Here is a 13,172-nt window from a genome sequence, read left to right as displayed (position 1 = left end):
TGAACTCGGTCCAACCGCAGCGGTGCCGACGCGGTCCTGCGAGCCCACGGAGGAGCCCAACGGTCGGCATCGGGGTCCGGGTTCGAGCCGGAGGTCCAGGCTACAGTCGAGTTCCAACGTTTCTGCACCTGTAGGTCGCGTTCGAGATGGCGGAGGCTGTGCTCAGGACGGCCTCGGCAGCGAGGCCCCAGCGCATTCGGCCGGCAACTCCAGTCAGCGAGACGGCGCCGAGCGTGTCGCCGGACTGGCCGATCGGAGCCGCAACGCACACGATCTTGTCGTGAAGTTCACCCCGGTCGAATGCGACTCCGCTCTTGCGGATCTGGCTGAGTTCGGTGCGGAGAGTGAAGGGCTCGGTGATGGTGTTCGCGGTCCGGCGTGGCATCGGCGACGCCAGGATGGTGCGGAGGGCATCGTCGTCGTACGCCGCGATTGCCTTGCCGAGTGCAGTGCAGTAGGCGGGCGCGCGGCTTCCTCGGCGCGCCGTGAGGCGAGGTGGTCCGGCGGTGACCTTCTCGAGGTGGACGACCTCGGCCCGATCGAGAATGCCGAGGTGCACCGACATCCCGGTCTTGGCGGCGAGGGTCTGAAGGTGCGGCAGTGCGGCCTCATGGAGCGTGTTCTCTTCGATGGCGAGGCTCCCCATTTCGAACATTCGAATGCCGAGTCGGTACCCGCCGGAATCCCGTGCCATCCATCCGACTTGGCACAGCTGGTCTGCCAGCCGGTGCAGTGTCGACTTCGGGAGGCCGGTGCGCTCGCTCAGGTCGCCGAGGCCGAGCACCTGTCGGCTGCCGTCGAAGGCCTCCATGATCGACGCGATCCGTCCGAGGACAGTGCGCTCCGGATTTCGTTGCCCGTTGCCCGTTGCGGCGTGGCTGCCGGTGATCGAGCCGCCGGGTCCGTCCAGTGGCCCCTCGGTTGGTTCGACCTCGAGTCCGGAGGTAACCAGTTTCAAGTTTAACGACATTGCCGCCACCTTCCATCGAGGTCACTTATTTCAGCGAACATCAGCAGCACCTGGCCAACGGGACTGGCAAACCGGGAGCTGATCTTGAATTAGTGCACTTTTTTGCTTGTAAGCAGGATCACATCCCTACGTCGGCATGTCAAGCCCGCGCGGTGACCCGTCAGATATCTGTGCGTAGATGAGGTCGCTGCGCCTATGAGAGTGGGCGTGCGGTGCGCCTCGACGGTCGGACCGCGCCGGGCGGTAGGCCCAGACGATGGGGCCTGCCGACGGGTCACCGTAAGGCCGTGAGCGAGACGACCGCGATAAGGCCGGGATGCGTGGTGACATGGCCGACTGCTGCAGCACTGAGCTTGTTGCGCGTGCGGACCCTAAGCGCAAGTGGTGGCGGGATGGACGACCGTCCCACCGATCACTGTGGTGCGAACTGCGTCGGCCGAAGGCGCGGCGAGGACGTCGGCGAGCGGGGCGCGAAGGAGAACCACGTCGGCAATCGCGCCCGTCCGGATGCGGCGTGGAGCCCCGCCGGGGTCCTCGGCGGCCGCTAGGTATCCGGCCAATGCCTGTGTGCTCGTAATGCGTTCAGTGGGTCCGACTATCTCGTTCGTCGGGGCACGCCGCACCACCGCGGCGGTTATCACGCTCCATGGATCCGCCGGTCCGTATGGGGCGTCGCTCGACAACGAAACTCGGACACCTCCGTCCAGTAGCGACCGGCAGCGATACAGGTCCGGTTGGTCTCTTTGGTCGACTCGGCGTAGATAATCGTCGCCGCGGTCGGCGAGGAATCCGGGTTGGGTGACGACCCGGAGGTCACGCCGGCGGAGGTCGTCGATCGTTTCGCGAGGGATGAGGGCCCCGTGCTCGATCCGGTCTCCGGGCAGGGTTCCGACTTCGTCGAGCGCCGCCAGCAGGATCAGCAGTGCCTCGCGGGTGACACAGTGCGCGGCGACCGCTCTGCCTCGGCTGTGGACGTCCCTGATCCGGTCAGTCAGATTCTCGAGGTCAGGCAGTCCCGAGTCTGCCAGCACAATCTTGTAGGGGCCGAACGAGATACGTTCAACCGAAGAAATCGATCCGTCGAGTGGTGTCCCGAGCAGGTGCATTCGTTGAGGAAATTCACCGCTCGCGCCGGCCGCGATGAGCGCTGCCTGGGACAACGGGCTGAGGTCCGGACTTGCGTCGGTCACTCCGGTGATGCCGAATCGGGCCAGTGCAGTGCCGATCGCTTCCAGACGCGGCGGCTGCGACCGGGGGAGTCGGTCGCGCAGCCAGGTGTCGGCGCGCCATACGCGCCCGGTCGGTCGGCCATCCGGGGTGCGTTCGACGCCGCGATGGGATGCCCCGTCGAGGTGCGCAGCGGCGATGGCTGCACTATTGAGAACCCACATCGCGCCGCTGCGATGTTGTATCCGGACCGGTCGGACGGAGTGGAGGCGGTCGAGACCGTCCGCGTCGAGATCGCCGGCGACAGTCTCGCTGTATCCCACGCCGCGGACCCAGCCGTTTTGGTCGCCCGGCGTGTGTGCGAGAACGTCCGCGAGGGTGGCAGCGTCACGAACGTCCGGCGGCCCACAGCGCACAGAGGCGGCGTCGGCGGCCATTGCGTGGAGATGCAGGTGGTGGTCGTGGAGACCCGGGATCAGAGCGCCGCCATCGGCGTCTATAGCCTCACCGAGCCGGGCGGACAGGTTCGGGCCGACGGTCCTGATCCGTCCGCCGGAGATCACGACGTCGATGCCGGGAACACCGGCGACCTCCGCGTTCCGGATCACAAGGTCGGTCACGGCGCCGCGATTTTCAGTGTGCGCAGCACGGAGGCGGTGTCGGCGCCGGAGACGGCGACGCGTCCTGCGGGTGCCCGCTCCCGCGGCTCGGCGACAGGGACGACGCCCGAGGCTGTCTCGACGATCCACTCGCGGCCTGACCATCGAGGCGTCGGCGCGGAGTGGTCGGTCAAGGTCGACGCGACGAGGTCGGACATGGACAAGTTCCAGAGGTGTCCGGAACTTTCTGTGGGGGCGGACATCGCCAGTGCCGCGGCGGTAAGTCCAGTGAGCGGATCGGCGATGGCGTCGCCGACGAAGAGAGGGCTGCCGTCGCGATCGGTTGCGACGAGTCCAGCTGCGGCGGCAAGGTCGTCGCCGAAACCGATTCGGTCGGAGGCTCGTCCAGCTGCTGTGATCGACACCCACGTAGCACCCCGGGCGACCGCGGCGTCGGCATCGAGTCCGAATCTGGCGAGAGCGCGTGGGCGGGAGGCCTCGATCACGATGTCGGCGGCGTCGACGAGTGCGGAAAGGGCCCTGCGCCCCTCGGATCTACTGGGATCGAGGACAACTGACTCGTGACCACCATGCAATAGGTGGTAAAACTGCGAGTTTCCGCGGCGGGCACCGTCCGGCCGATCGGGTGTCTCGACCTTCACCACACGGGCGCCCGCGAGTCCGAGAAGATGCGCGCATAATGGGCCTGCCCACAGGGCGCTGAAGTCGACGACGAGTAATCCGTCGACGGGGCGGGGTTGTAATGGCTCGGGGGCAGGTGGGGGCGTGGTTGCCCGCGAGATCGGGGCTGCCGCGATGCTGAGGAGTGTGGCCCGCTCGGCCAAGTCGGCACCGCGGTGATGCGCGAGCCAGTCGGCGACGATCGGCCAGGGGTTGTACTCGTCGACTACTTCGCGGACCAACGCTCCCAGTAGTGCGGCGTCGTCGGTGCGGGCGCACGACACGGCCGCCCACCCGTCGGCGGTGGGCAGCAGGCGACAGCTGCCGCCCACAGACACGTTCCCGCGCCGCCGGAAACCGGTGAAGGCTGCACGCTCCGAGAGCATCTTGGCACCGTCGATATCGATGCGTCGACCACTGATGGCACTGGTGTCTGCAATCCACGATGACATTTCTCTTGCGAATGTCGCAGCCCGACCCGGTGGGATCACCGGTGGCCCGTTCGGTTGGCCCGTAAGGGCTACGACGCCGCTTTGGGCCCAGTCCCGTACCGGATCCTGCGCCGAGTGCGTGAGCGACGGAGTAGGTGACACTGCTCGATCCTATGCTGGCAAGCTGTTCCGTATGGATACTGCGCAGGCTTCAGTCTCTCCTCGCGATCTCGCGGACGGTGCCGCCGATGCCGCGTTGCTCGCCGAAGAAGCGGCCGTTGTCACTCCGATGATGATCGTGGATCTCGACGCAGCAGTCGATGCGGGTACCGCTGCCCGTGCGACTGAACGAGCGCTGAGTACCGACCGCCTGCTTGTCGGGGTGCGCCGTCAGCCGGGCCCATTGCCGGAGGTGGTCGAAGGCCTCGTCTCCGCTCTCGACACCACGATCGTCGGTGAGGTCATGCCGAGCGACCGTCGGCTCGTCGGAGCGATCGATCCAGACGCTGCGATCGCCGAACTATTCGAGGTAGTGGCCGCCAACGTGCACGCTGCGATGCTGCTCGGTCAGGTTCTGCGCTTGTCCGAGGGACTTCCCGTGCGACAGGCAATCGACGTCGAATCGCTGGCCTATTCCACCCTTCTCGGCACCCCGGGATTTCGGCGCTGGCTCGAACGTCGAGGCCCGCGTCCGTTGCCGCCGCCATCGCCGCAGGAACCTGTGCTGCTCCGGCGGGAGGACAATCTGTTGTCGATCACTCTCAACCGGCCGGAGCGCCGCAACGCCTATGGTGCCGAGGTCCGAGACGGGCTGGTCGAAGCGCTGAGGCTGGCGATCACGGACGACACTATCTCTGAGATCATTCTCGCCGGGTCTGGGCCGTCGTTCTCGGCGGGTGGGGATCTCGACGAGTTCGGCACCACCCCTGATCTGGCGACTGCTCACCTCATCCGCACTCGCGCCGGCGCCGGACGGCTGATGGCGCAAATAGCCGGCCGAATCGAGGTCCGGGTGCATGGTAGTTGTGTTGGAGCCGGAATAGAGGTTCCGGCATTCGCCGGCAGAATCGTGGCTTCTCCGGACGCTGTTTTCCGGCTGCCGGAGGTGTCGATGGGGCTGATCCCCGGAGCAGGGGGAACGGTGAGCGTGCCACGCCGAATCGGTCGATGGCGTGCGTTTTGGCTGAGTTCGACCGGGGCTCCTCTCGATGCCCATACTGCGCTCGCGTGGGGTCTCGTTGACGAGATCGCTCACCGGTCTGTCGTGTCGACCTTGACGCCGCCATCGGCTTAGCCGGGAGCGGGACATTCGGGTCATCTGGGTCGGGATTTTGCTCGTGCCGAGGCACCGCCCGGTGGTCTGGAATTACTCGAACGGCTCACGGTCAGTATCCTTCTGACATCTCGGCGCGTCGTTTCAGAGTGGCAGCGATGCCGGCGGCAGCGGCCAGAACGGGTGCGACGTGATCGGAGGGGCGAAACCGGGTCGCCTGGCCGGCGATGCTGATTGCGGCCACCGGTCGGCCGTCGGGTCCGAGTATCGGCGCGCCCACACAGAGCACACCGACCGTCGCTTCCTCGTGTTCGAACGCGACCCCGGTCTCGAGTACGCGGTCGAGTTGCTGCCGCAACAGATCAGGGGAAGTGATGGTGCGCGGGGTTCGCCGCGGCAGCGGCGCCGAAAGCACCTCGATTCGCTCGGCTTCGGGTGCGTGGGCGAGAAGTGCTTTGCCCAATGCCGTGGCATACACCGGCATCCGGCCTCCCACCCGAGACGGTGCCCGTGGGCCACGATGGCCGGTCACCTTGGCGAGGTAGAGCACATCGGCGCCGTTGCGGACCCCGAGATGAACGATCTCGTGGGTGCGCTCGTACAGATCCTCCATGAACGGTGTCGCCACTTCGACGAGAGTGCGCTCGACGGATGCGCGCATCCCCAGTTCGAACAGGTGTGAGCCCAGGTGGAAGACGCCGTCCACCCGGTCCAGCAACCCCGCGGCGACCAGATCGCCGGCCGTTCGGTGCAGCGTCGCCTTGGGCAGGCCCGTGCGACGCTGCAACTCCGCGAAACCGACTCCATGGTCTTCCGGTGCGAAGGCGTGCAAGATCACCATGACCTTTCCGAGCACCGATGACGGATCCAAATCCACGGACACACAAACAATTTTATGCGCGCGTTCCACTGAGAGGAACTTATTGGTGGCGCGAGATCGGTGCAACATCCAGCATGGGCTCCATGCAAACTCGCTCGTATGAGATCGACACGGCCTCGGACCGCCTGCTGGCGGCATCCGCAACCGGGGTCCCCTGTCAGCCCGTCCGTGATCTGATCGGATCTACGGACATGGCCGCGGCCTACGCTGTGCAGGCCCGCGGAACAGCGGTCAGGCTCGCCACCGGCGCGAAGGTCGTCGGCCGGAAAGTCGGTCTCACCTCACGCGCCGTACAGGCACAGATCGGTGTGGATCAGCCCGACCTCGGCTACCTGTTCGACGACATGGCCTACGGTGACGGCCACACCATCCCGATGAGCCGACTCCTGCAACCGAAGGTCGAAGCCGAGGTCGCATTCGTCCTCAAAGGCGACCTCGACACCGGACCGCTGGACGAGCAGCAGATCCGCGCGGCGGTCGACTACGTGACAGCTGCCATCGAGATCGTCGACTCACGAATCCAGAACTGGGACATCACGTTCGGCGACACGGTTGCCGACAACGGGTCGAGCGCACTCTACGTCCTCGGCGCGACGCGCAAAACACTCGACGAGATCGAACCAGTGAACGTCGAGATGACCATGACCGTCAACGGAGCACAGGTGTCCGAGGGCAACGGCGCCGCGTGTCTCGACGATCCGATCAATGCCGTCGTGTGGTTGGCACGCCAAGCAAGCACCTTCGGGGATCCGCTACGCGCCGGCCAGGTCATCCTTTCCGGGGCACTCGGCCCAATGGCGACAGTCCGGCCCGGTGACTTCGTGACCGCGACGGTCAGCGGTCTCGGCTCTGTGACCACAAACTTCTCCAAGGAGTAGATATGAGAACTGGAAGCTCAGGGACGACCAAGGTCGCCATTATCGGTTCCGGCAACATCGGCACCGACCTGATGATCAAGGTCATCCGGATTTCGGAATCACTCGAGGTGGCCGCGATGGTGGGCATCGATGCGGCGTCGGACGGACTCGCCCGCGCCGCCCGATTGGGAGTTCCGATCACCGCCGAGGGAGTCGACGGCTTGATCGCCATGGACGGGTTCGCCGGCATCGACATCATCTTCGATGCCACCTCGGCGGGCGCCCATCGCGCCAACGCCGCCAAACTCGCCCCGTTCGGCAAGAAACTCGTCGACCTCACCCCGGCAGCGATCGGCCCGTTCGTCGTGCCACCGGTCAACGGCGAGGTGTCCATCGACGAAGACAACGTCAACATGGTGACATGCGGTGGTCAGGCGACGATCCCGATCGTGTACGCCGTCTCCCGCATCACCGACGTCCCCTACGCGGAGATCATCGCCTCGGTTTCGAGCAAGTCCGCCGGTCCCGGTACCCGCGCCAACATCGACGAGTTCACCGAAACCACCGCCAACGCGATCGAAGCTGTGGGCGGTGCCTGGACAGGTAAAGCGATCATCATCCTCAATCCGGCCGAGCCGCCCCTGATCATGCGGGATACGGTGTTCTGCCTCATCGACGACCCCCACGAAACCACACTCGACCAGATCCGCGCGTCGATCGAGGAGATGGTCGCGGCCGTCGCCGAATACGTGCCCGGCTACCGCCTCAAGCAAGCCGTCCAATTCACCCGAGTTCCTGACGGCGAACCTATCCACACCCTGATCGGCAAAGGCGTCGGCGAGGTCCGCGCAAGCCACCGCGTCGGTGTCTTCCTCGAAGTCGAGGGTGCCGCGCACTACCTGCCGGCCTATGCGGGCAACCTCGACATCATGACGTCCGCGGCGCTCCGTACCGGCGAAAGGATCGCCGAGCGGCTGAACGCCAACCACACAGAAAGTGCCAGGGCATGACTGATCTCTACATCCAGGACGTCACTCTCCGCGACGGTATGCACGCCATCCGGCACCGCATAGATCCCACCGACGTAACCCGCATCGTCACGGCGCTCGACGACGCCGGTGTCGATGCCATCGAAGTTACGCACGGTGACGGCCTCGGCGGCGGATCGATCAACTACGGCCCGGGATCGCACACCGACTGGGAATGGATCGAGGCTGCGGCCGCGGCCATCAAGAATGCAAAACTGACCTCCCTGCTCGTCCCTGGCATCGGCACCGCGGAGTCGCTCCGAACCGCCTACTCCCTCGGAGTGCGTTCGGTTCGTATCGCCACCCACTGCACCGAAGCCGACGTCGCGCGACAGCACATCGAAACCGCCCGTGACATCGGGATGGACGTGTCCGGCTTCCTCATGATGTCGCACATGGCACCACCGGCAGAGCTGGCCGAACAAGCCAAACTCATGGAGTCCTACGGAGCGCACTGCGTGTATGTCACCGACTCCGGCGGGCGACTGACCATGAATGGTGTCCGCGACCGCATCCGCGCATACCGTGATGTGCTCGACCCGACGACCCAATTGGGCATCCACGCACACGAGAACCTGTCACTGTCGGTCGCCAACTCGGTCGTCGCCGTCGAAGAAGGCGCCTACCGGGTCGATGCGTCGCTGGCGGGACAGGGTGCGGGAGCGGGCAACTGCCCCATCGAGGCCTTCATCGCGGTCGCGGACCTCACCGGGTGGGACCACCGATGTGACGTGTTCAAACTCCAGGACGCGGCGGACGACCTGGTCCGCCCATTGCAGGATCGGCCGGTCCGAGTCGACCGGGAGACCCTCACACTCGGATATGCCGGCGTCTACTCGTCGTTCCTGCGGCACGCCGAGAACGCCTCGAACGAGTACGGGGTAGACACCCGCGATCTGCTCGTCGAGGTAGGTCGCCGCCGCCTCGTCGGTGGACAGGAGGACATGCTGATCGACATCGCCTTGGACCTGATCGCTCAGCGGGAACTGCAAGCGAACTGAGCTGAAACGCTCAGGACCGATCTCTTCGGTCTGCGGAAGGTCGTACTCGGCAGCGAACTGGACCGCCGGGTCTCGGCGTCTCCAGCCAGACTGGCATCACCGAGGACCCCGCGCTGAACGCGTCCGTGAGGCGCGGGGTCGATGAACTCGGCCGGCTCGACGTCGTTGTGTGCGACCGCCGGAATCATGTTGGCGCTCGAGCTCGCATCCGGACAGACGCAATGGACCCCTCACGGAATGATCGGGGCCACAACGTCGCTCGCGCACCGCCGAATCTTGGGCGCAGAGTCCGAGTCGCGTGCGATGCAAGGCCACTGTGGGAGAACGAGTTTGCCCCCTGCGCGATACGTGGCCCGGGGAGAGTTCGGCTACTTCACGGTGCGGCCGAGGAACCGCAGACGGCAGCGTCAGGCCGGACCAGCGCGTCGGGCGCGACCTCCCGAACGGGGAGCACCTGCTTGCCCGCGCTTCTTGCTCCGCGCGCCGGGCTCTCCTCGCTGCTCGACGTGAGCACCTGCGCTGGTGGGCTCATCTTTTGAGGCGACCGGTTGCGGGACGGCGGTCTGTCGTTTGGCGTTGTATTCGCGGATGCGGTCGTCGAGGTGCTCGTTGTGGTAGTCCGGGCTGCGGAATCCGAAGAAGAGGGTCGCGCAGTATTCCCGGGACAGCATTTCCGCATCCCAATCGCCGCCGGGCTCTACCCATTGGTACGTATGGTTGTGCATGTTGAGGAACTGTCGTGTAGCCAGGCGAGGGTCCATCTTGCGGAAGGATCCGGCTTCCATCGCGGCGACGAGAAGTTCCTCGACGAGGTCTTCGAATTCGCGGCGCTGCCGAAGCATCCGTGACAGGTTGGCTCCCCGCAGGTTGCGGTAGTCGTGTTCGTAGACCCAGACGTGGTCGAGCCTGGCGAGGATGTTTTCCAGGAGGGTCTGGGACAGCATTCGGAGACACAGGACGGGGTCTTCGTCGAGGGCGACAATGCGGCGTACCGAGACCAGCAGGGGCTTCATCACCCGGTTCTGGATCTCGACGAGAAGGTTTTCTTTGGACCCGATGTAGTAGTACAGGGCGCCCCTGGCCAGACCGGTTACTTCGATGATCTCAGCGATGCCGGTGGAGGCGTAGCCGTTCTTGGCGAACAGCGCGGCGGCCTGATCGATGATGTCCTGGCGCTTGATCTCGTAACCTGGTCCGTGCCCTGGTGGTCTTGGCATGGCTTATGAGCTTATGCGGTCTCCGCCGGCATGGCGAACCCTCTCGGTTCATCTGGCGGCGTGTCGCAGGAGGGAGTCGGCCACCCAGACCGTCAGGGTGCGGTGAACGCCAGCGCGCGATGCTCGAAACGCCAGTGCCTCCCCTCACGGCGGAGGAGGTCGTCGTACCGGCCGACCAGGGTGATCGTCCAGCCGGATTCGCTCTTGCTCAGGAATACGAGGTCGCTGAGAGCGCCGATTCGCCCGTCATCCTGATGGCTGATGACGGTGTTGAAGACGAGATGTCGTTGGGGAACCTGCGGCACCAGTGCTCGATACAGTGCCCGCAGCGCATCGTGTCCTTCGGCCATGTCCATGCCCGGCAACGCGGACTTGCCGTCGGAAGTGAAGAGCGCGACGAGATCGTCGACTCGGCCGTCGTCGAGGGCGTGGCAGTACGCCGCGATTGCGCGACGAACCCCCTCGGCGACCTCGGCGTCGGTCTGGCCTTCGGGTCCATGCGCAGTTGTGAGGGTCATGGGGCTCCTGGGTGTCGTCGGGCCGGCGCCGGAAGTGGCGCAAGTCGGGGCGGATGTCGCCGGACGTCGGCACGCGCACCGGCCCGGTCGGCCGCTGGGGAGACCCCGAGCGGTGCTCACCGAGCACGATCATCCGTCAGCAGCGGACACGCGAGGCGCACAACGTGGCATCGGTGATCATAGATTCATTGGTCGATACAATCAATGGCCTATGGCTGACTCGCCGGACAGGTTCACGATTCCTCGTCCGCTTCAACTGTGCCTCAACAAATTTGCCCTACCGCGGGCATTGCAAGTACCCGCCACGCTCCCGTAAGGTCGGATCGATAATAAATTCGACCGATCGGTATAAGAGTCATTCGGGCTATGCGTCGCCAAGCTTCACGGCGGCCTTCAATCGGCTGGAAGCACCCCGCGTGAACGTGCCGCACCGGAAACACTGCGCGACAGGAGACTTGAGCAATGACTGAGAGCATCTCTGAGAGCGCCCAGTCGACCGACTTGCGTGCCTTGGGGCTCGAGACGATGCGCTCGATCGTGCCCGGGGCATCATCGATGGGGGACGGCGACCTGCGCGATGGACGTCTCGGTGAGGACATCGTCGAGATCGGCTTGATCAGTGTGTGGTCGGCTCTCTGGGCCCGCGAAGGGCTTGGGCGACGCGACCGCAGCTTGGTCACACTGGGCATTCTCATCGCCCTGGGCGCAAGCGACGAGCTCGAGAGCCACGTGCGGATCGCGTTGAACAACGGTCTGACCAGGGATGAAATAGCTGAGGTCATCTACCACGCGGGCGGCTATGCCGGATTCCCTCGGTCGATGGCTGCCAGGAAGGCTGCGCGTGAGGCGCTCGGCGAATAACCGGCGCGGCGGCTCAATCACAGGAGAGGAACCATGATGACGCTGGATGGAAGAAATGCGGTCGTGACCGGCGGTGGCCGGGGGCTGGGGCGTGCCATCGCTACGGTGCTGGCAGGTCGAGGTGCGACGGTGGCGGTGTGGGATATCAACGCCGCCGGCGCGGAGGAAACGGTCAGCGCTATTCGCGAGGCCGGCGGAAAGGCGATCTCCGTTGCCGGTGACGCGGCCGATGCCTCCGCGGTGGCGGAGGCGGCGGCCCGCACCCGCGAGGAGCTCGGTGCGATCACTATTCTCGTCAACAATGCCGGTATCACCAATTACGTGCCCTTCACGGACCTCACCGAGGAGTCCTGGGATCACATGATGCGGATCAACCTCAAGGGGCCGTTCCTTGTCACCCGGGAGTTCGTTCCCGACATGTTGGAGACCGGGTGGGGGCGGATCGTGAACATCTCGTCGTCGTCCGCGCAGACCGGCGCGCCGGCCCTCGGCCATTATGCGGCGTCGAAGGGCGGTGTCATCGGCTTGACCAAGGCGCTGGCCATCGAGTTCGCCGGACGGGGGATCACGGTGAACAACGTCCCACCGGGCTTCGTCGACACGCCTCTGCTCCGTGAGGGTTTCGATCTGGACGAGGTGGCGGCGAAGATGCCGATGAAGCGCCCCGGGAAGCCGGAGGACATCGCGCACGCGGTGTCCTACCTGGTGTCGGAGGAGGCTGCGTACGTGACCGGGCAGACGCTCAGCGTCAACGGCGGCCGCTACCTCGTCTGAGGACATCGGCAGCTGAAATTCTGATCGAGTCGGAGGCTGCATGCATCTCCTATTGATTAGACCGACCGGTCGAGATATGATCGCGATCACGTTTTGAATCGCAACGATGTCGGAGGGAAGTCGATGATGACTACCTGGGCCAGAGATGCTTCGCGCACCCCCGGGATCTCTCTCCGTTGGACAGTTCGTCGATCGGTATCGCAATGACTGTGCCAAAGCAGACGCGTCAAAGACGGGTGGAGATTGCTGCGCTCGTGACCCTCACCCCCCATTTCACCGAACGATCACGAGGAGCACCATGAAGGTTGTCATTGACGAGGAGAAGTGCGTCGCTGCCGGACAGTGTGTGAGCGCTGCGGCGGACGTATTCGACCAGCGCGACGAGGACGGAATCGTCGTGCTCCTGAATCCCTCTCCTCCAGCCGAATTGGCCGACGACGTCCGGCAGGCAGCGGCGGTGTGTCCGGCTCTCGCCATCAGTATCGAGGAATAGCCCGGCTCCGCGATCGCCATTCGGACAAGACGACAAAGATAAGGGACAAACATGACGGAGACCGCTCTCGCTGCGGAGATCCCGGAATACCCGATGCCCAGGTCGGGCGAATGCCCGTTTGCGCCACCCCCGGGCTTGCTCGAGCTGCACGAGGACGAAAAATCCATTCGTCGCGTGAGGTCGTGGGACGGCAGCACACCGTGGCTTGTCACCAGTCACGCAGCTCAGCGTCAGATACTGACTGACCCGAGGGTGAGTGCGAACATCTGGCGCCCGGGGTACCCGCACACTACCCCTGCCATGAAGGCGCATGCCGGCGAGATGCAACCGTCGATCAACAACACCGACGGAGAGGAGCATAGTCGTTGGCGGCGGATGCTGACGAGTTCGTTCACCCGTCGTCGGATGGAGAAGCTCAGGCC

Annotated in this window: 13 protein-coding genes; 7 read left to right on the top strand and 6 right to left on the bottom strand. The window is 65.1% G+C overall.

Annotated elements, in window-relative coordinates:
* Positions 1 to 100: 100 nt before the first annotated feature.
* From AZG88_RS07440 to AZG88_RS07430, 3 genes are all read right to left on the bottom strand, one after another.
* Positions 101 to 970: an IclR family transcriptional regulator gene (locus AZG88_RS07440; protein WP_061040536.1), complete on the bottom strand. Its 870-nt coding sequence runs from the start codon at positions 968 to 970 to the stop codon at positions 101 to 103.
* A 371-nt stretch (positions 971 to 1,341) separates the two neighbouring features.
* The gene (locus tag AZG88_RS07435) at positions 1,342 to 2,757 is read right to left on the bottom strand and encodes an amidohydrolase family protein (protein WP_061040535.1); all 1,416 of its coding nucleotides are present in this window, start codon (positions 2,755 to 2,757) and stop codon (positions 1,342 to 1,344) included.
* Positions 2,754 to 3,803 carry a CoA transferase gene (locus tag AZG88_RS07430; protein ID WP_231913864.1) on the bottom strand — a complete coding sequence of 350 codons (1,050 nt, stop codon included), beginning with the start codon at positions 3,801 to 3,803 and terminating at the stop codon, positions 2,754 to 2,756. Before AZG88_RS07430 ends, AZG88_RS07435 begins: the two co-directional genes overlap by 4 nt.
* Positions 3,804 to 4,041: 238 nt before the next feature.
* Here AZG88_RS07430 and AZG88_RS07425 point away from each other — a divergent pair, with 238 nt between their 5' ends.
* Positions 4,042 to 5,142, top strand: coding sequence for an enoyl-CoA hydratase/isomerase family protein (locus tag AZG88_RS07425; RefSeq protein ID WP_061040533.1), 1,101 nt, complete (start codon positions 4,042 to 4,044; stop codon positions 5,140 to 5,142).
* A gap of 91 nt (positions 5,143 to 5,233) precedes the next feature.
* On the opposite strand, the gene AZG88_RS07420 is transcribed toward AZG88_RS07425, so the two are convergent.
* Positions 5,234 to 5,962, bottom strand: coding sequence for an IclR family transcriptional regulator (locus tag AZG88_RS07420; protein WP_061040555.1), 729 nt, complete (start codon positions 5,960 to 5,962; stop codon positions 5,234 to 5,236).
* 113 nt (positions 5,963 to 6,075) lie between these two features.
* On the opposite strand from AZG88_RS07420, the gene AZG88_RS07415 reads away from it, so the two are divergent.
* Genes AZG88_RS07415 through dmpG form a run of 3 tightly spaced genes read left to right on the top strand, consistent with a single transcriptional unit; the run spans position 6,076 to position 8,887 of the window.
* Entirely contained in the window at positions 6,076 to 6,879 is an 804-nt protein-coding gene (locus AZG88_RS07415; protein WP_061040532.1) for a 2-keto-4-pentenoate hydratase, read from the top strand.
* A gap of 2 nt (positions 6,880 to 6,881) precedes the next feature.
* Complete coding sequence (locus AZG88_RS07410) at positions 6,882 to 7,868, top strand: acetaldehyde dehydrogenase (acetylating) (RefSeq protein WP_061040531.1); 987 nt, start codon at positions 6,882 to 6,884, stop codon at positions 7,866 to 7,868.
* Positions 7,865 to 8,887, top strand: coding sequence for a 4-hydroxy-2-oxovalerate aldolase (dmpG, locus tag AZG88_RS07405; protein ID WP_061040530.1), 1,023 nt, complete (start codon positions 7,865 to 7,867; stop codon positions 8,885 to 8,887). The genes AZG88_RS07410 and dmpG overlap by 4 nt, the downstream gene beginning before the upstream one ends.
* 407 nt (positions 8,888 to 9,294) lie before the next feature.
* On the opposite strand, the gene AZG88_RS07400 is transcribed toward dmpG, so the two are convergent.
* On the bottom strand, positions 9,295 to 10,104 hold the full coding sequence (locus tag AZG88_RS07400) for a TetR/AcrR family transcriptional regulator (RefSeq protein ID WP_082764336.1): 810 nt from the start codon (positions 10,102 to 10,104) through the stop codon (positions 9,295 to 9,297).
* 92 nt (positions 10,105 to 10,196) lie between these two features.
* Positions 10,197 to 10,622, bottom strand: a complete 426-nt coding sequence (locus AZG88_RS07395; protein WP_061040529.1) for a nuclear transport factor 2 family protein — start codon at positions 10,620 to 10,622, stop codon at positions 10,197 to 10,199.
* Between the two features lie 462 nt (positions 10,623 to 11,084).
* Here AZG88_RS07395 and AZG88_RS52500 point away from each other — a divergent pair, with 462 nt between their 5' ends.
* The 3 genes from AZG88_RS52500 (at position 11,085) to AZG88_RS07380 (ending at position 12,750) form a co-directional block, all read left to right on the top strand.
* On the top strand, positions 11,085 to 11,483 hold the full coding sequence (locus AZG88_RS52500) for a carboxymuconolactone decarboxylase family protein (RefSeq protein ID WP_061040528.1): 399 nt from the start codon (positions 11,085 to 11,087) through the stop codon (positions 11,481 to 11,483).
* A 33-nt stretch (positions 11,484 to 11,516) separates the two neighbouring features.
* Positions 11,517 to 12,257 (top strand): SDR family NAD(P)-dependent oxidoreductase, encoded by a 741-nt coding sequence (locus tag AZG88_RS52495; RefSeq protein ID WP_231913862.1) that lies wholly within the window; start codon positions 11,517 to 11,519, stop codon positions 12,255 to 12,257.
* 298 nt (positions 12,258 to 12,555) lie between these two features.
* Entirely contained in the window at positions 12,556 to 12,750 is a 195-nt protein-coding gene (locus AZG88_RS07380) for a ferredoxin (RefSeq protein ID WP_061040526.1), read from the top strand.
* Positions 12,751 to 13,172: the final 422 nt, after the last annotated feature.

It is taken from the genome of Rhodococcus sp. LB1 (assembly GCF_001583455.1).
GTDB lineage: Bacteria > Actinomycetota > Actinomycetes > Mycobacteriales > Mycobacteriaceae > Rhodococcus_F > Rhodococcus_F opacus.
Note: the sequence above shows the minus strand (reverse complement) of the source record. Positions and strands in the feature narration are given on the sequence as shown.